This window comes from Veillonella sp. oral taxon 158 (assembly GCF_018376515.1).
GTDB classification, from domain to species: domain Bacteria; phylum Bacillota; class Negativicutes; order Veillonellales; family Veillonellaceae; genus Veillonella; species Veillonella rogosae.
Window position 1 is genome coordinate 14,898 of record NZ_JAHABE010000012.1, and the last position, 20,089, is coordinate 34,986.

General features: G+C 41.1%; 14 protein-coding genes, 1 tRNA gene and 1 other RNA gene. All 16 read left to right on the forward strand.

The features are described from left to right. Positions 1-8 precede the first annotated feature (8 nt). Complete coding sequence (aspS, locus tag KH364_RS07660; protein WP_273299200.1) at positions 9-1,814, forward strand: aspartate--tRNA ligase; 1,806 nt, start codon at positions 9-11, stop codon at positions 1,812-1,814. A gap of 80 nt (positions 1,815-1,894) precedes the next feature. Beyond that, positions 1,895-2,067: non-coding RNA, 6S RNA (ssrS, locus tag KH364_RS07665), on the forward strand. A 90-nt stretch (positions 2,068-2,157) separates the two neighbouring features. Next, entirely contained in the window at positions 2,158-3,459 is a 1,302-nt protein-coding gene (locus KH364_RS07670) for a replication-associated recombination protein A (RefSeq protein ID WP_105081944.1), read from the forward strand. Between the two features lie 82 nt (positions 3,460-3,541). Then, positions 3,542-6,286 (forward strand): DNA translocase FtsK, encoded by a 2,745-nt coding sequence (locus KH364_RS07675; protein WP_273299202.1) that lies wholly within the window; start codon positions 3,542-3,544, stop codon positions 6,284-6,286. A gap of 42 nt (positions 6,287-6,328) precedes the next feature. Next, a complete protein-coding gene (locus KH364_RS07680; protein WP_265138760.1) occupies positions 6,329-6,781 on the forward strand; it encodes a helix-turn-helix domain-containing protein in 453 nt (150 codons plus the stop codon). 39 nt (positions 6,782-6,820) lie between these two features. Then, positions 6,821-8,803, forward strand: a complete 1,983-nt coding sequence (locus KH364_RS07685) for a YgiQ family radical SAM protein (protein WP_273299204.1) — start codon at positions 6,821-6,823, stop codon at positions 8,801-8,803. 60 nt (positions 8,804-8,863) lie between these two features. Beyond that, positions 8,864-9,901, forward strand: a complete 1,038-nt coding sequence (locus KH364_RS07690) for an extracellular solute-binding protein (protein WP_273299205.1) — start codon at positions 8,864-8,866, stop codon at positions 9,899-9,901. 68 nt (positions 9,902-9,969) lie between these two features. Then, positions 9,970-11,316 (forward strand): 30S ribosomal protein S12 methylthiotransferase RimO, encoded by a 1,347-nt coding sequence (gene rimO, locus KH364_RS07695; protein WP_273299206.1) that lies wholly within the window; start codon positions 9,970-9,972, stop codon positions 11,314-11,316. Between the two features lie 35 nt (positions 11,317-11,351). Further along, positions 11,352-12,599: a competence/damage-inducible protein A gene (locus tag KH364_RS07700; RefSeq protein ID WP_273299208.1), complete on the forward strand. Its 1,248-nt coding sequence runs from the start codon at positions 11,352-11,354 to the stop codon at positions 12,597-12,599. 4 nt (positions 12,600-12,603) lie between these two features. Further along, the gene (gene recA / locus KH364_RS07705) at positions 12,604-13,644 is read left to right on the forward strand and encodes a recombinase RecA (protein ID WP_009351219.1); all 1,041 of its coding nucleotides are present in this window, start codon (positions 12,604-12,606) and stop codon (positions 13,642-13,644) included. Between the two features lie 2 nt (positions 13,645-13,646). Further along, positions 13,647-14,090: a regulatory protein RecX gene (locus tag KH364_RS07710; protein ID WP_273299209.1), complete on the forward strand. Its 444-nt coding sequence runs from the start codon at positions 13,647-13,649 to the stop codon at positions 14,088-14,090. Between the two features lie 175 nt (positions 14,091-14,265). Continuing rightward, positions 14,266-15,810, forward strand: a complete 1,545-nt coding sequence (gene rny / locus KH364_RS07715) for a ribonuclease Y (protein ID WP_009351096.1) — start codon at positions 14,266-14,268, stop codon at positions 15,808-15,810. Between the two features lie 252 nt (positions 15,811-16,062). Next, on the forward strand, positions 16,063-17,835 hold the full coding sequence (gene dnaG / locus KH364_RS07720; protein WP_273299211.1) for a DNA primase: 1,773 nt from the start codon (positions 16,063-16,065) through the stop codon (positions 17,833-17,835). A 23-nt stretch (positions 17,836-17,858) separates the two neighbouring features. Beyond that, a complete protein-coding gene (gene rpoD, locus KH364_RS07725; RefSeq protein ID WP_273299212.1) occupies positions 17,859-19,019 on the forward strand; it encodes an RNA polymerase sigma factor RpoD in 1,161 nt (386 codons plus the stop codon). Positions 19,020-19,198: 179 nt separating this feature from the next. Then, positions 19,199-19,273: transfer RNA gene (locus KH364_RS07730), tRNA-Ile, on the forward strand. Positions 19,274-19,344: 71 nt separating this feature from the next. After that, complete coding sequence (locus KH364_RS07735) at positions 19,345-20,076, forward strand: class I SAM-dependent methyltransferase (protein WP_273299213.1); 732 nt, start codon at positions 19,345-19,347, stop codon at positions 20,074-20,076. The last annotated feature ends 13 nt before the right edge of the window (positions 20,077-20,089 follow it).

Below are 20,089 nucleotides of genomic sequence, written 5' to 3' on the forward strand. Positions count from 1 at the left end.
CAATTAGAATGGAAACAATGCAAGGCTTACACCGTACGCACGGTTGTGGCACCATCTCTGAACAAGAGGTAGGTAAAGAGGTCGTATTATGTGGTTGGGTTGAACGCCGTCGTGACCATGGTGGTTTGATTTTCTTGGACTTACGCGATCGTTCTGGCGTAGTACAAATAGTAGCATCCCCAGATCATAACGTAGAATCTTTCCACAAAGCAGAGGATGTTCGTAATGAATATGTTCTTTGCGTGCGTGGTACTATCACAAAGCGTGATGATTCTGCTATCAATCCAAATCTTCCTACAGGTGCATATGAAATGTTCTGTGAAGAGTTGCGCGTATTGAACTCTGCTAAAACGCCTCCATTCTATATCCAAGATGATATCGATGTAGATGAAAATATTCGTTTGAAATACCGTTACCTTGACTTGCGTCGTCCAGAAATGCAACGCAACTTGATTTTACGTCATAAAGTAACAAAAGCTATGCGCGACTTCTTCGATAGCCGCGATTTCTTGGAAATTGAAACACCAATGCTTACTAAATCTACACCTGAAGGTGCACGTGACTATCTAGTTCCTTCCCGTGTAAATGCTGGTACATTCTACGCGTTGCCTCAATCTCCACAAATCTTCAAACAAATCTTGATGGTTGCTGGTTATGAAAAATACTTCCAAATCGCTCGTTGCTTCCGTGATGAAGATTTGCGTGCAGACCGTCAACCTGAGTTCACTCAACTCGACTTGGAAATGTCCTTCGTAGACGAAGAAGACATCTACTCCATGCTTGAAGAAATGGTAGCTCATGTATTCAAAACTGCAATGGGCAAAGAAATTACGTTGCCTATGCCTCGTATTACATGGGACGAAGCAATGGATAAATATGGTTCTGATAAACCAGACCTTCGCTTCGATATGGCGTTTACTGATGTAACTGATCTTGTAAAAGATACAGAGTTCAAAGTATTCCGCTCTGTAATCGACAATGGTGGCGTAGTTAAAGGTATCGTAGTACCTGGCGACGCTGGTATTCCTCGCCGTGAACTTGATGACCTCGTTGAATATGTAAACCGTTATGGTGCAAAAGGCCTTGCATGGGCTTGCTTCAACGAAGATGGTTCCATCAAGTCTCAAATCATGAAGTTCTTAGGTGAAGATACAATCCGCAATATTGGTGAAAAAATGGGCGCTAAAGGTGGCGACCTCGTATTGATGATTGCTGATAAACCTGCTACTGTGGCACGTGCATTAGGCGAATTGCGCCTTGAAATGGCACGCCGCATGAACATGATTGATCCTGATAAATTGGCATTCACATGGGTAACTGATTTCCCTATGTTCGAATATAACGAAGATGAAAAACGGTATGTTGCAATGCACCATCCGTTCACAATGCCACGCCATGCGGATCTTGATAAATTAGAATCCGATCCTGGCAGCGTAAAAGCGATTGCTTATGACATGGTATTGAATGGCGTAGAAATCGGTGGCGGTTCCTTGCGTATTTACCAAGCTGACGTACAAGAAAAAGTATTCAAAGCAATTGGTTTATCTATCGAAGAAGCAAGATCCAAATTCGGCTTCATGCTTGATGCATTCCAATATGGTGCACCTCCTCATGCAGGCTGTGCATTCGGCTTAGATCGTCTTGTTATGTTAATGGCAAAACGTCAATCTATCCGCGACGTAATCGCATTCCCTAAAACACAATCTGCTTCTGACATCATGAGCCAAGCTCCATCTGAAGTAGAACCTAAGCAATTAAAAGAATTGCATATTAAACCAGATATTGAGGAAGAAGAAGAGCAATCTTTAGTGTAAAAACATAGGCAAGAATTGATTAAAATTGAAATGTCAAGTCTTGTTAATTACTAATCTTTCTGATACTATTTATGTATAAGATATCCCTGCCATGTGCGTGTGATATCGCAGTTTTGAGCCAACACATTTACTTCGGGAGTCCGGACTCTCGTCTGAACGTTACGCCCTTACGGGACAACCGCAGGATGAGGAGGACACCCACCTGCCCTAAGCAGGATCAAAACGCGGTACATTACGGCATGGTGGGGCTTTTTTGCGTGTAAAAATAGCGTTAAAATATAAGAAATAGTTAATATATCATAGATTAATCAATAGTTAAGAGCTTATGGATTGAGGTGAGAGAATGGATAGTTTATTTGATTTGACGCCTACAAATACATATGAGCCGCTTCCTGTGCGGATGCGTCCTACTAAATTAGATCATTTATATGGTCAGGAGAAGGCTGTAGGAAAGGGGACTTTCTTGCGTGCTATGGTAGAGAAGGATACCATACCATCCATGCTTTTTTATGGGCCTTGTGGAACGGGTAAAACTACATTAGCTGGCATTATTGCCAAGATGAGTAATAGTCATTTTGTAAATTTAAATGCTACTAATGCAGGCATTGGTGAATTGCGCACCATCATTGAAGATGCCCGTAAGCGTGTTCGTTCTCTGCAACAGCGAACCATTCTATTTCTTGATGAAATTCATCGTTTTAATAAAAGCCAACAAGATGTGCTGTTACCTTGCGTAGAGGATGGCACAATTATTCTTATTGGTGCCACCACAGAAAATCCGTTTTTTGAGGTTAATAGACCTCTATTATCTCGATTGAGACTTATCACATTAGAGGCCCTTACACCAAAGGCTATCGGTCAAATTCTGCGTCGTGCTATTACCGATGAAGAGGTAGGTCTTGGTAAACGTCGTTTACAAGTAACCGACGAAGTACTAGAGGATGTAGGCATCTTCGTCAACGGTGATGGCAGGATGGCTCTCAATATTTTAGAGCAAGCAGCAGCTATGGTTCCCGACGAAGGTACTATATCTATTGAGGTCCTTGAAAAGGTCGTAGGCCGTCGTATTTATACATATGACAAAAAAGGTGATAGCCACTATGATACGATTTCTGCTTTTATTAAAAGTATGCGCGGCTCTGATGTACAAGCTACAGTGCATTATTTAGCTCGTATGATTGAAGCAGGGGAGGACCCGAACTTTATCGCTCGTCGTATCGTGATTTGTGCTGCTGAAGATGTAGGTCTTGCTGATCCTCAAGCATTGATTTTGGCAAATGCTGCGGCTCAAGCGGCTCATATGGTAGGTTTCCCAGAGGCGCGTATTATATTGTCCGAGGCTGCATGTTATGTGGCGTTAGCGCCAAAAAGTAATTCTGCCTATATGGCAATTGATGCAGCTATTGCCGACGTGCGCCACAAGGATTGTGGGCAGGTACCAGATCATTTGAAGGATAGTCATTATAGTGGGGCTAGCAAATTAGGTCACGGGAAAGCTTATAAGTATGCTCATAACTATCCGAATGGCTATGTAAAACAACAATATTTACCGACACCTCTTGTAGATGCCACCTATTACAATGGCATAAAAAGAGGTAGAGAAGAACAATTGCTTAATGACTGGGAAGAACGTCGTAAAAGTTAACTAAATACTTCGATATATGCTATAATATAATGATAAGTTAATTTACTGTAATGTTATATAAGTAAGGGGTTTGTATAGATTTATGGCAGAAGAAAACACTTCCACCAAAAAACGCAACACACGCCGTAAGCGAACAAGTACAAAACAGCAATCAAAGTCCCAAGGCTTTTCTTTGCGCAGCGAAGTTAAAGGCCTTATTGTCATTGCCTTTGCAGTGATTTCTTTGCTCGGGTTCTTTGGCTTTGAGCTTGGTCTTGTGGGTCAAATTTTAACAGGTATATTCCGCTATGGCTTCGGTCTAGGTGGTATTATTCCTTGTTTATGCGTTTTCTGGGTAGGTTGGCGATTATTATATAAGGGCACATTTATTTCCTTTACAAAACGAGGCGTAGTAATGACCTTGTTTTTCCTATTCTTGTTAGCTCTTGTTCCATTGTGGCGTGTTCCTGAGGGGCAGGAACTCATTACTACACAATTGGCTAATCAAGGTGGTGTAGTAGGTGGAGCTATTGCAACATTTATGCGCACTTTATTAGGTAATTTAGGTGCAATTATTCTCGATGTGTTCTTGTTATTAGCCTTTGGTCTTCTTATTACTAGATTATCCTTGCGCAGTGGCTTACAAAAGGCAGCAGATAAAACTCAAGTAGGTTTAGACGTAGCAAAAGAAGTAGCGGCTGAGAAGGTGGCAGTTGCGAAAGAGGTCTTTGAGGACTGGAATGAGCAACGCAAAGAAGCAGCGGAACAACGTAAAGCCTATAACAGGGAAAAAGATACACGCTTTGAAGATGCTGCTGATCAAGCATTAGATAGCTTAGAAAAACGTGGTATTACTACCGATAGAGATAGCTTTGAAACTGATACTTCTATAGATGTGGAACCTATTCCAGACACAGTTACAACTGTAGAGCCGCCAAAAGCGCCTACATCTTGGAAGGAATTAGCTGAATTAGAAGCGCGTAATCGTGCAGCTGAGCAATTGGCTAATATTTCTGATGCATCTGGCGATGCTAAGACTTATGATGCTGATGATTTTGATCAATTTTCTGATACGCATCGATCTACTGGTGATGATTATGTATATGTTCCAGATGAGGATTATACATATACACCTGACGAAGGCTATACTGATGAGTCTGAAGCAGCAAGACATACTGAGGTAAAAGAACCTGAATTTTCCTATCAAGATACAACGATTGGCCCATTGGAAACTAATCATGGGGCTATTGCGTCTGCCGTGCCTGGAACGGGTGCTGCTGCTAGTTCTGTAAGTGCTGGAGCCGGTATGGCAGGCATGGGCTTACAAGTGCCATCCATTATTAGCACTACAGAGGATACAGCCCAAGTTGCAGTATCTAAAGACGGTCAAATTCACCGTACTTACGATAGACCTTACCATTTCCCAAGCCTTGATATTTTGGCGAAAGGGAAGGGGAGTCAAAATAATGGGGAAGAAGTGGCTCACAATGCGATGATGCTTGAGAATGTATTGAGTAACTTCGGCATTACGGCTAAGGTTGTAAATGCTACACAAGGTCCGACCGTTACGCGTTATGAAATCGAGCCTGCTCCTGGGGTGAAGGTTAGCCGTATCGTTAATTTAACAGATGATATTGCTCTTAATTTAGCTGCGCAACATATTCGTATGGAGGCTCCAATCCCAGGTAAATCTGCTATCGGTATCGAGGTACCTAATAAGACAACTGAAGCCGTTCATTTGCGTGATGTTTTAGATTGTAGCGACTTTAAGGATGCTCGAGGTGGTATTCCTGTAGGTCTTGGTAAGGATATTGCAGGGAAACCTGTGATCACAGACCTTGCGAAGATGCCTCACTTGCTTGTAGCAGGTACGACTGGTTCTGGTAAATCTGTATGTGTAAATACATTGATTTCCAGTATTCTCTTTAGTCGTAAACCAGAAGAGGTTAAGCTTTTATTAATTGACCCTAAGATGGTTGAATTGTCTATTTACAATGGTATCCCTCATTTGATGGCGCCAGTTGTAACAGATATGAAAAAAGCAGCAGCTGTATTGCGATGGGCCGTTCGAGAAATGGAGGCGCGTTATAAAGCCTTTGCAGCATCTGGTAAACGTGATATTAAGAGCTATAATGAAGCACACCCTAAGGCGGCTATGCCGTTGATTGTACTGATTATCGACGAGTTGGCTGACCTTATGATGACTGCTCCAGATGACATTGAAGAATCCATTAGTCGTTTGGCACAAATGGCGCGCGCTGCAGGTATCCACATGGTACTTGCTACACAACGTCCATCTGTTAATGTTATTACTGGCTCTATTAAAGCCAATGTACCAAGCCGTATTTCCTTTGCTGTAGGCTCTCAAATTGACTCCCGTACTATCCTCGATATGGCGGGGGCCGAGAAATTGCTAGGTAAAGGCGATATGTTATTTGCTCCAATTGGTGCGAATAAACCAATTCGTGTACAAGGTGCATTTATCTCTGATGATGAGGTAGAAAAACTCGTAGAATTTGTGAAAGCTCAACGCGAGCCAGAGTATGATAATACGGTAACGCAAGAGGCAGAAAAGGAAGCTGAGAAAGAAACTTCTGATGATAATGATGTATACCGCGATGAATTATTAGAGCGTGCGGTAAATCTTGTCATGGAATCTGGTCAAGCCTCTGTATCCATGTTACAGCGTCGCTTCCGCATCGGTTATACCCGTGCAGCACGACTTGTAGATACAATGGAAGACCTTAAAATCGTTGGTCCTAGCATGGGCAGTAAGGCTCGAGAAATTTTAATGAGCCCTGAACAAGCGAAAGCTAGATATTTCTCTGACTCCAATGATGAGCAATAATTGAATGAGTATAATATTACGTAGATTTAGAAAGGAACGAAAATGGCTGAATTAGGCGAAGAATTACGACGTGAACGGGTAAGACGTAATTTAACCTTTAAAGATGTGGAGCAGGTGCTACATATCAAAACAACCTATTTAGAGGCTATCGAAGATGGCAACTATGACATCATTCCTGGACAGGTCTACGTAAAAGGCTTTATTCGTAATTATGGCAATTACTTGGATCTCGATGGAGATCGTTTGGTGAAAGCCTATCAAAGCCAAGTAGGAGATATTGATACCTTTTCTTTGCGCTCTGTGACAAGACAGAAAGCTCAAGCCGCTCCTACTTTGGTACAAAGCGAATTCGTTGAATACCAAACCTCTAAGAAGCGTATGTCTCTGGAAACGCGACAACGAAAACGCCAACGTTCTATCGTTCAGGAACGTATTATTTTAGGCATTATCTTATTCTGTATGGCATTATTTTTACTATGGTTATTCCTTTTCTAATAGTTGATTAGGAATGATGGAAAGGCATTTACACAATCAATGGATAGATTTTTAGTAACAGAACCTTCGGATATGAAGGAACGAGGTTGGGCCGAGTTAGATTTCGTTCTCATCAGTGGGGACGCCTATGTGGACCATCCGTCCTTTGCTCCTGCGGTTATCGGCAGATACCTAGAATCCAAAGGCTATCGTGTAGGCATTATAGATCAACCAGATTGGAATGATGTAGAGGCTTTCAAAAAACTAGGTAAACCGCGTCTAGCATCCCTTGTTACGGCAGGGAATTTAGACTCAATGCTCAATAAATTTACGGCGGCAAAGAAAATTCGCCGTCAAGATGATTACTCTCCAGGCGGTGAAGCGGGTCATCGTCCAGATCGTGCTACCTTGGTATATGCAAACCGTATGAAGGAGGCTTATAGTGATGTGCCGCTCATTATCGGGGGCATAGAGGCATCCTTACGTCGCTTTGGTCATTATGACTACTGGTCAGATACAGTGCGTCGCTCTATCTTAGTCGATTCTAAGGCAGATGTACTCGTTTACGGTATGGGTGAACTTCAAATCGTCGAACTAGCTGATGCGTTAGACCAAGGCAGATTTAAAGAATCCTTGCCGTCTATTCGGGGGATTTGTTACATGGCAAAGGACATTCCTACCATTGATTATGTGGAGTGCCCATCTTATGAAGCTATTAAGGCTGACAAAATGGACTTTGCCGATGCGTTTCGCATCCAATATGATGAACAAGATCCGTTCTATGGCCGCATAGTGGTACAGAAGCATGGTGATCGATATTTGATTCAGAATACACCTGCATTGCCATTGACACAAGAGGAAATGGATGGGGTGTATAATCTGCCCTATACTCGTAAATGGCATCCTAAATACGATGATAAAGGTGGCGTACCAGCCTTAAGCGAGGTACAGTTTAGCCTTGTGAGCCAACGTGGTTGTTTTGGCAGTTGTTCTTTCTGCGCTATTACAAACCACCAAGGTCGTATCATCCAAAATCGCAGTCATGAGTCGTTGATTGACGAAGCTCAGATGATGATTAATATGGATAACTTTAAGGGGTATATTCACGATGTAGGGGGACCTACCGCGAATTTCCGTCATTTAGCCTGTGATAAACAAGCTGTATATGGTGCTTGTAAAGGGCGTACTTGTGCCGCACCAGAGCCTTGTGAGAACTTGAATACAAATCATGATGATTACATTGCTTTACTTCGTAAGTTGCGCAAGTTAAAAGGCGTGAAAAAAGTATTTGTTCGCTCTGGCTTGCGCTATGACTATGTGCTGGCGGATAACAATAAAGACTTCGTGCGCGAGCTCTGTGAGTTTCACGTCAGTGGTCAGTTAAAAGTAGCTCCAGAACATGTGTCTAAACGTGTAACCAACATGATGGGCAAGGCTGGAAAGGAAGAGTTCCTCACCTTTAAATCTTGGTTTGAAGAGGCTAATAAAAAACTTGGTAAAAAGCAATACTTAGTACCATACTTTATGAGCTCTCATCCAGGCTGTGCTTTGGAGGATGCTATCGAATTAGCGGAGTTTTTGCGTGATCACCACATGTACCCTGAACAAGTACAAGACTTTATTCCTACACCGGGTAGTCTGTCTACTTGTATGTACTATACAGGTATTAATCCCTTAGATGGAAAGCCTGTATATGTAGCTAAAAAGGGCAGAGATAAAGCTAAGCAACGCGCTTTGATGCAGTTTAAAAATATTGAAAACTATGACCTTGTTAAAGAGGCCCTCATAGAGGCTAATCGACGTGACTTAATTGGTTTTGGCCCAGAATGTTTAATTCCGCCACGTCCAATTGGTCGCAATACTAGTGAACAGCGTAGTAAGGGGAATACACGCTCTAAATCTGAAAGCTTAAGACGTACGTCGAATAGCAAATCTAATGGACGAGGATCTTCTAATAGTCAATCTAGTTTTAGTAAGGGGAGACCATCTCGTAGTGGTATGACTAAAGGTCGTCCATCTAATAAAAGCCGTGGTGGTCGTTAATTATAGAGATTAGTTTTACTAGTTTCGTTGGGGATACGTTATGTCTTATAGGAGGCATATATGAAACGGTGGATTGCTCCGGGCGTTTTAGCCCTTTTTGTAGTAGGGATGTTAACCTACGGCATGAACTTTTACCATCAAGAACAAATCGAACAGGCAAAAGAGCCAGTTCGCGGTGAAATCACAGTCTACACAGACTTGCCAAATAATTTAACTACAATGCTAGCTGCTCGGTATGAAGTGGAACAAAATGTAAAGGTTACGATCATGCCTCTTACAGAGGATCAAATGGCACAACGGTCAGCGTCAACTGTGGCTGACACATCTGGCGATTTAGTACTCACCTCTGAGGATAATCTCGTTGTAGGTGCTAATACTGGTAAATATGTACCAATCGTTAATGAACGAATTGATGAAGTACGAGATACATTTAAAGATCCTAATGGCTACTGGGTTGGCCTTTGGTATGATCCTATCGTATTTGTTCAGAATGATACCTTCCATAATGGTATTGGCAAGTATATTACTACTTGGGATACATTGGGAAAACAAGGCGACTGGTCTATTATTATGACGGACTTTGTAGCGTCTCAGAATGCAGCAAATTTGCTGTACAATATGGTGGAGTACAAAGGAGAACCAGAGGCTCTTGAATATTTGTATAGCTTGAAACCACATGTAGTACAACATGCTAAATTCCTATCTACTCCAGTACGCTTAACTGCATTGGGGGAGATAAATATTGGGATTGGTAACTTATCTGATGCAGCTCAGTATAATCGTCATGGGTATCCAATTAAGTTTATATACCCTAAAGATGGCACGTCTTACTATGTGACTGGTGCTGCGGTGTTAAAAAACTCAAAGCATAAAGCAGATAGTGTTGAATTTATTAATTGGTTGTTATCTACAAAAACGGCGAAATATATGGAAGAAAATAATTTTACATATATGTTCACCAATCCTGAAATGGATGAGCCGAAGGATTCTATGGGACAAGATTTAGTGCTATGGCCTGTGAATGGTGGCTATACTATGGAAGGTAAAAAGTTATTGTTAAATCACTGGGTTAGTCAAGTACGATTCCGTAAAGACTAAGTCCGTTGAATAGATCCTAGCAATAGGAAAAGAGATAGAGATAGAATCGAGTGAAGAAAGGATATAGAATGGGTAAGAAATTAGGGTATGTTAGCCTAGGTTGCGCTAAAAATTTAGTAGATACTGAAGTAATGTTAGGTTTGTTGAGAGACAATGGCTATACCATTACTGAAGACCTAAGCGAAGCAGACCTTATCGTTGTTAATACCTGCACTTTTATTGAGAAAGCCAAGGCTGAGTCTATTAATACCATCCTTGAGGTTGCTCAATATAAGGAAGATGGTTGTTGTAAGGGCCTTATTGTAGCAGGTTGTCTTAGCCAACAATATCAGGATGAATTATTCCAAGAAATTCCTGAAATTGATGCATTAATCGGTACTGGTGCATGGGACCAAATTATGGTAGCCGTTGATGCTATTGAGCATGGCAATCGTAGTTGTATTATGGAGAACATTACGAACATCTATGATGAACGTATGCCTCGCATTCAGACGACTCCTCGTTACAGTGCATATGTAAAAATTGCAGAAGGCTGTAATAATGGTTGTACTTTCTGTATTATTCCAAAGGTGCGTGGTGCATTCCGCAGTCGTACTATCGAGTCTATTAAGGCTGAAGTAGAACGCTTAGCAGCATCTGGTGTTAAAGAGGTCGTTCTTATCGCTCAAGATACGACTAGCTATGGTATTGACCTCAACGATGGTAAACCATTGTTGACTACGTTGTTAAAAGAATTAACTACTGTAGAAGGCATCGAATGGATTCGTATGCTTTACTTATATCCAACATTCTTCTCTGATGAATTGTTAGATATTATCGTTAATGAGCCAAAACTTTGCAAATATGTAGATATTCCGTTGCAACATGTTAATAACGATATTTTGAAGCAAATGAATCGTCGCGATGATCGTAGTGATATTGAGCGTTTGCTTAAGAAAATTAGAAATGCTCCTACACATATTACATTGCGTACATCTATCATCGTTGGTTTCCCTGGTGAAACAGACGAGCAATTTGAGGAACTTTGCGACTTTGTAAAAGAAATCAAATTCGATAATATGGGTGTGTTTACCTACTCTCAAGAAGAAGGCACACCTGCAGGTGCTCGTGAAGACCAAGTCCCAGAAGAGATTAAAGAAGAACGTTATCACGTTCTTATGTCCATCCAAGCTGCTATCTCTGAAGAGAATAATCGCGACTTAGAAGGTACCATTGATTATGCAATGGTCGAAGAAATTGAAGAAGGCGATAATAATACATTGCTTGCAAAAGGTCGTTTGAAATCTCAAGCTCCTGATGTAGACGGCAATATGTACATCGAAGACTGCGGCGAAGATATTAAACCTGGTGACATTCTCAAGGTACAAGTAGAACAAGGTTTTGCGTACGACGTTGTAGCTACTGTTGTAGAATAATACACTTCGATAGATTCGAGTGTGGAGGTGATCTGATGATTGTAGAACTTATTTCTACAGGCTCAGAATTATTGCTAGGCGATACAGTTAATACAAATGTATCTTGGCTAGCACAAGAGTTAAATAAATTAGGCTATACTATTGCTCATCAATCCGTAGTTGGCGATAATCCTAAGCGAATGGCAGAGGTTTTTCAGCTAGCTAGCACACGGGCTGATATTGTGATTAGTACTGGTGGGCTAGGTCCAACACAAGGTGATATTACGCGTAATGTATTAGCCGATTCTATTGGACGACCTATTGTATTTAATCAAGAGGCAATGGATGAGGTTAAACGTTTCTTTGAAAGTGTAAAACGAACTGTACCCGATGCAAGTCGTCGGGAAGCAGAGTTGCCTGAAGGTGCAAAGATTCTTAAAAATCCTGTAGGCGTAGCTCCTGGTGTTGTCGTAGAAGATGGGGACACTACATATATACTTTTACCTGGACCTCCTGGAGAAATGAAGGGGATGTTCCAAGAGGGCGTAGTACCTTATTTAGATAGTCGTTTCGGTTCGCAAGGTGTTGTTACATCCTATCGATATGGCGTATATGATATCCGTGAAATCGATCTAGAGAACACGTTGATGGACCTCATTAAGAATCAATCAAATCCGACCATAGCTTTGCTCATTAAAAAGGGCTATATCGAGGTTCGTATCACCGCTAAGGCTGACACCTTAGAAGCGGCACAAGCGCTTCTCAATCCTTGGGATACTATTATTCGAGAACGATTAGGCTCTCGGGTAGGCCGTGATTTGACGGTTTCTATGGAGGAAACCCTCGGTCGAGCTCTACTGGAGGAGCATAGTACGATTAGTACTGCTGAATCTTGTACTTCCGGTTTAGTTGGTAAATTACTTACTAATGTGAGTGGCAGTAGTGAGTACTACATGGGTGGTGTTATTTCGTATAGCAACGACATAAAACATCGTGTGCTAAGTGTACCTCAAGACATGCTCGATACGTATGGTGCCGTAAGTGAACAAGTCGCTAAGGCTATGGTGGAAGGGGCAAGAGCTATTGGACAAACGACCTATGCCGTTTCTACTACGGGCATAGCTGGTCCTGGCGGAGGTAGCCCTGAAAAACCAGTTGGTCTTGTGTGGTTTGGTGTTACTGGGCCACATGGCACTGTAGCTCATAAGGCAAATCTAATTGGCAATCGAGATGATATTAGACAAAGTGCAGCAGAGCTAGCACTATATTATGTGTATACTTATATAACAGAAAAGGGGAAATAAAATAATGGCTGTAGATGGCAGACAAGCAGCGTTGGATAACGCGTTAAAACAAATTGAAAAAGACTTTGGTAAAGGTGCTATTATGCGTCTTGGTGAAGCGGCTGATCGCATGAACGTAGAGGTTATCTCTTCCGGTTCTCTTGCTATCGATATCGCTGTTGGCGTAGGTGGGTTCCCTCGGGGTCGTGTTATTGAAATTTACGGTCCAGAATCCTCTGGTAAAACAACAGTAGCACTTCATGCTGTAGCAGAAGCACAGAAACAAGGTGGCATTGCAGCATTTATTGATGCGGAGCATGCTATGGATCCAGTATATGCTCGTAACTTGGGCGTAGATATCAATAATTTATTGATTTCTCAACCAGACAATGGTGAGCAAGCTCTTGAAATTACAGAAGCTCTTGTTCGCAGTGGCGCTGTAGATATTGTCGTAGTTGACTCCGTTGCAGCTTTAGTTCCTAAAGCTGAAATCGAAGGCGAAATGGGCGATGCTCACGTAGGTTTACAAGCTCGTTTGATGAGTAAAGCATTGCGTAAATTGACTGGTATCATCAGCAAATCTAAAACGGTTGTTATCTTTATCAACCAATTGCGTGAAAAAGTAGGCGTAATGTTTGGTAACCCTGAAACGACAACCGGTGGTCGTGCGTTGAAATTCTATTCTTCCGTACGCCTCGATGTTCGTAAAGGTGAATTAATTAAGGCTAATAACGAAAATGTTGGTGCCCGCACTAAAGTTAAAGTTGTTAAAAACAAAGTAGCACCTCCGTTTAAAACAGCTGAATTCGATTTGATGTACGGCGAAGGTATCTCTAAAGCTGGTACACTTATCGATATCGGTACAAATATGGAAATCATCAATAAATCTGGTGCATGGTATTCCTATAATGGGGAGCGTATGGGCCAAGGTAAAGAATCTGCTAAACAGTACTTACTTGATAACCCACAAGTAGCTGATGAAATCGATCGTATTATTCGCGATACATTGGCTGTAGGTACAGAAGAAATCGACGTAATCGGTGAAGAAGTAACTGAAGAAGTATAATCATGAGTGACGAAACGATGCAAGCTGCTATGGATCAAGCATATCGCTTCCTAGCGCAACGATTTCTTAGTTCCTATGAACTAACACAAAAAATGAGACGTAAACAATTCGAGGACCCAATCATTGATCGGGTCCTTGAACGCCTTAGAGAGTATGATTATATCAATGATGAGCGCTTATCTGAGCAAGTATTAGCGTACTTGATGAAAGAACAAAAATATGGGGCCTACATGATTAAACAAAAGATGAAACTTCGAGGGCTTGAGGTTCCCCAAGACATTTCTTCCTATGATGAAGTAAAAGCGGCCTATCGAGTGGTGGAGAAAAAATTTGGCTCCATTCTCAATGAGGACCGCACTCCTCGTGTAAAAGTATTCAACTTTCTCAAATACAGAGGGTTCTCAACAAGCACGATTCAAGTCGTATGTAATGATTTTTATGAATAAAGTATGCTTTTTGAGAGTCCTTGCTAGGCTTGTAAAATCTTGACAGAAAGGGCTTTCAAGTCTAAAATTAAAAATAGCTTTATTTATTTATATGATGATAAGGCTAATTGATAATTTAATGCATGAAGGGCATAAAAAGGAGCATGAAAGCTCAATTTTGAGAATTTAAGAGGAGGTGAGACAGATTTTAGAGTATAGTCTAATTGCAGTGGTAATGGTACTGATTGGACTAGGGGTAGGCTATTTTTTAAGAAAAAATATTGCTGAAGGAAAACTGAATCAAGCTGAGCAAGAGGCTGCACGCATCATCGCTAACGGTGAGCGCACAGCTGAGTCTAAAAAGAAAGAAGCTTTATTAGAAGCGAAAGAAGAAATTCATAAGCTCCGTTCCGATGTGGAACGAGAAAATAAAGATCGTCGTTCTGAACTTCAACGTATGGAACGCCGTATTCTTCAAAAAGAAGAATCTTTGGATAAAAAATTAGACAATATTGAGCACAAAGAGGAAGCTTTACATCGCAAAGAAGCTGAATTAGCCCAAAGCCGTGAAAAGGTAGAAGCTTTGTATGAAAAACAAATGGCAGAATTGGAACGCATTTCTGGCATGACTTTCGAAGAAGCGAAAAATATCTTGTTAACGAATGTAGAACAAGAAATCCGTCATGAAACGGCGATTATGGTTAAGGAAATGGAACAGCAAGCTAAGGATGATGCGGAGAAAAAAGCGAAAGAAATTATCTCCTCTGCAATCCAACGTTGCGCAGCTGACCATGTAGCGGAAACTACCGTATCCGTAGTGGCATTGCCTAATGATGAAATGAAAGGTCGCATTATCGGTCGTGAAGGCCGCAATATTCGCGCACTTGAAACATTAACAGGTATTGACTTGATTATCGATGATACACCAGAAGCAGTTATTCTTTCCGGTTTCGATCCAATTCGTCGTGAAGTGGCTCGTATCGCATTGGAAAAATTGATTGTAGACGGTCGTATCCATCCAGCTCGTATTGAAGAAATGGTTGGTAAGGCTCGTAAAGAGGTTGACCAAACTATTAAAGAGGCTGGTGAACAAGCGACATTTGAAGCTGATGTTCACGGCTTACATCCTGAAATCGTTAAGATTTTAGGTCGTTTGAAATATCGTACTAGTTACGGCCAAAACGTATTGAAACATTCCATCGAAGTATCTCATTTAGCAGGTTTAATGGCAGCTGAACTTGGCTGTGATGTAACATTGGCTAAACGAGGTGGCTTAATTCATGATATCGGTAAAGCATTGGACCGCGAACTTGAGGGCTCTCATGTTCAAATCGGTGTTGATGTAGCTCGTAAATATCGTGAAAGCGCAGCAGTAATCAACTGTATTGGTGCTCATCATGGTGATGAAGAATTCCAAAGTGTTGAGGCTGTATTAGTAGCGGCTGCTGATGCTATCTCCGCAGCTCGTCCAGGAGCGCGTCGAGAAACATTAGAAAACTACTTGAAACGTTTATCTAAATTGGAAGAAATCGCTGAATCCTTCGAAGGCGTTGAAAAATGCTTTGCTATTCAAGCCGGTCGTGAGATTCGCGTTGTAGTAAAACCGGACAAGATTGATGAAGCTGAGTCTACATTACTCGTTCGGAATATCGTAAAACGCATCGAGTCTGAACTCGAATATCCAGGCCAAATCAAGGTCGTAATTATTCGTGAAACTCGCGTTGTGGATTACGCAAAATAATATGCAATAAGCGATAAGTATAGGCTGCAATGTTATCATTGCAGCCTATTGTTATCAAAATGTTGGTAATGGTATCGTTTAATACGGCGTATAGGAATCCTTATGTATTTAGTTTGATAGATAAGGGTTCCTATGATTCGTATTTGGCTGTTACACTATTTTAATAATTTAACTAATTAAAATCTTTTACAAATAGAGGAGTTTTTATTTGTATATCGAATTAATATATATATGGGGAAGGAGGCGTTGGCTATGAGCCGATATTTTGAAAATGAATTGATTGAACAAATCAAAGATGCTAATGATATCGTATCAGTTATATCCGAGCATGTAGCCTTAAAGAAACGCGGCAAGAACTATTGGGGTTGTTGTCCTTTCCATAATGAAAAAACGCCATCCTTTAGCGTTGCCCCTGAAAAGGGTTTTTATTATTGTTTTGGTTGCCATGCATCGGGGAATGTTATTAAATTCCTTATGGAGTTAGAACATTTAACCTTTGTAGAGGTACTAGAGCGGCTAGCTAATCGAGCGAATATTCCATTGCCAGAGGCGAAGCTTTCACCTGAGCAGCGAGCTCGAGATGAAAGGCGTAAAAAACTATATGAAGCTTGTGATTTAGCAGCCACATTTTTCCATAACTGTCTCACACAAACCTCTATGGGAAAGGTGGGGCTCGATTATTTAAAGAAGCGGGGACTTACGAAGGAAACCATAGAACAGTTCAAGCTTGGATTTGCCCCTGATGGTTGGGATAAGTTATATCGTGCCTTCCATGAGCGCGGTATTGATGATTCAATTTTATTAGAGTTGAATCTAGTACGTAAAAACCAAAAGGGACAATTCTATGATTTCTTTAGAAATCGTATTATGTTTCCTATAATGGATGGTAAAGGGCGAGTAGTTGCCTTCGGTGGTCGTGTCATGGATGACAGCACACCAAAATATTTAAACTCCCCAGAGTCATCTATCTTCGAAAAGGGTAAAATACTATTTGCTTTTGATAAGGCGTACAAATCGATTCGTCAGGAGAGACAAGCCATTCTCGTAGAAGGGTATATGGATGTTATATCAGCCCATAACCATGGCGTTACGAATGTGGTGGCCTCTTTAGGGACTGCTTATACAAGAGATCATGGTCATATCTTGATGAGACAGGCTGATGAAATTGTATTAGCCTATGATATGGATGGTGCTGGACGCCAAGCGGCTGCTAGGGCCATTGAATTATTACAAAATACGGACTTTAAGGTGCGTGTTCTCGCCATGCCAGATGGGAAGGATCCTGATGATTATGTACGTAATCATGGTGGGCAGGCATTTAAAGACTTAGTTGCAAAGGCTATGAAGCCTCTCGATTATTTATTGAGTGAGTCTTTAATTAAGCACGATACTAACGATACTGAAGGAAAACAAGCCGTTATGGCTGATGTGTTCCCCTATATTGCAAATATAGATAGTCAAACACAGCGAGATGACGCATTAAAAACATTGGCACTGCCATTATGGCTTGATAATAGTAGCATATTTAGATACTTCCGAGATTATGTGAAAAAAGGACAAATTGAATTAGTAGATACTGCATCAGCACCTTTGCCAACACAGGATTTACCTAAGGGGGATGAGGAAAAATTATTGTCCTTAGCTTTCACTGATGGGGAAATATTATCTCATATGATGAGCTATTTGCCACTAGAAGACTTTCATAAAAATGAATATCGATGTATAATAGAAAAGATATTCTCCCTGTACAAGACAGAAGGTCGCCTAGATGAAACAGCGATTCAGTCTGTTTTAACTCCATCAGAGTATGATATTTACTCTAGATTGGTTGTGATGAGTGACGATAAATATAAGGTACAAGTGCCTGGATTAATCCGCAAGATAAGACTCCATTCATTGCGTGAACAGTATAAAGCGCATTCAATTATGGCGGATCAACTAAAACGGGCAGGAGATTCGACGTTTATTAGCGAATTACATAAATGTCAGGAAATACAGAATTTAATTAGAGAATGGTCTAAGTAAACAATACTATAAAGGAGAGCGCTGTGGCTAAGAAAGTACAAAAAAGTCAAATAGAGGAGATTGTGGAACAACTTCTTGAAAAAGGCCGTAAGACCGGTGTGTTGACACAATCCGAGATTTCAGATGCTCTTCATGAGCAGGCGGAAATTACTGCAGAACAATTAGATGACATTTATACTACGTTAGGTAAATTAAATATTGAGGTTGTTGCTGACATCGATGCAGAAGATGTAGACGAAAATCCAATCGTGCCAGAAGAAGACGCTGAAGAGGTTGTTAGTGAGAAGAATATCTCCATTGACTTAAGCGTAGACTCTGGTGTTAATATCGATGACCCAGTGCGTATGTACCTCAAAGAGATTGGTCGTGTTCCTTTGCTTTCTGCGGACGAAGAAATCGTTTTAGCAAAGCAAATTGAAGCTGGCGCAGCAGAAGATGCTACATATAAAGATATCCAACTTGCCAAAAAGGCTAAGAAAAAATTGGTAGATGCTAACTTGCGCTTAGTTGTCAGTATCGCAAAACGCTATGTAGGTCGTGGTATGTTATTCTTGGATTTGATTCAAGAAGGTAACCTTGGTCTTATTAAAGCGGTTGATAAATTCGACTATACAAAAGGTTACAAATTCTCCACATATGCTACATGGTGGATTCGTCAAGCGATTACGCGTGCTATTGCGGACCAAGCTCGTACGATTCGTATTCCTGTACATATGGTAGAAACGATTAATAAATTGATTCGTATTTCTCGTCAGTTGTTGCAAGATAAAGGTCGTGAACCATTGCCTGAGGAAATTGCGGAAGGCATGGGGATTACTGTAGAGCGTGTGCGTGAAATCCAAAAAATCGCACAAGAGCCAGTATCCTTGGAAACTCCAATTGGTGAAGAAGAAGATTCCCATTTAGGGGACTTCATCGAAGACCAAGACGCAATTGCTCCAGATGATGCAGCTAGTTACATCTTGTTGCAAGAGCAAATTGAAGATGTATTTACATGCTTAACTGATCGTGAGCAACAAGTATTGATCTTGCGCTTTGGTTTGAAGGATGGTAAACCTCGTACATTAGAAGAAGTGGGTCAACACTTCAATGTTACTCGTGAACGTATCCGCCAAATCGAAGGTAAGGCGCTTACTAAATTGCGTAACCGCGGTAAACGCGATAAAATTAAAGACTTCTTATAAGATAAAGAATCTCGTAAGGGTTGTAATGCAGTGTTCTCTAGCACTGTGTTACAGCCCTTTTGTGTTAAAATAAAGATATGATTCATCGTTTTATGCCCATGAAACAGTCATAGAAATACGGTGTACCTTGACTTAGTACTAGCCTATTCGGTATAATTAATAAGCTAGAAACTAACTGTGGGCCTATAGCTCAGGGGTAGAGCAACCGGCTCATAACCGGTCGGTCCCTGGTTCGAACCCAGGTGGGCCCACCAATTATGTTGATATCTACCGTCCTTGAGAATTCAAGGGCGGTTATTTTTATATACTAATAGTAGAGGATATTATGGAACCTAGACCTATGATGGACCGCTTGGAAGCGGTGTTTTCAATCGTGCCAAAGGCTCATGCTATTGCAGATATCGGTACTGATCATGGCTACTTAGCGGTAGAACTCATTAATCGTGGTCGTGCTGAATTTGTCATCGCTGGGGATGTGCATAAAGGACCGTTAGAGTCAGCAAAAGAATATGTTAAGTCCCGTGGGCTTGAGTCTAAGGTAGATTGCCGTTTAGGAGATGGTCTAAAGGTAACTGAGAAAGGCGAGCTAAATGGTGCCATCTGCTGTGGTATGGGCGGCTTTTTGATGCGCGATATTGTAGACGCAGGACCTGAACCATTAGAGTTCTACGTGTTACAACCACAAAATGGGCAAAAAGAATTGCGTCAGTATATGGTACAAAAGGGCTATGTTATCGTTCTTGAAATTATCGTTGAAGATGCAGGTAAATTATATACTGCATTTTTAGCGATTCGCGAAGATTGTATAGAAACGTATACTGGTACACCAATTCAAGAAAATGTGTATGCCGAATTGCCTGAAGAATCCTTATTGTGGTCTGTGGGGGCTCTTCTTGAACAGGAACGTCCACCTCTTTGGAAGAAATACATAGACTATTTGATTTACCAACGCCAATGTGCACTAGATGGTATGACTGATAAATTGAGGCATACTGGTAAATATAAGGAACTAGATGCTGAAGTGGCATTTCTTTGTAGTCTTTTAGAAAATAGATAGAAGGAAGTGAGTT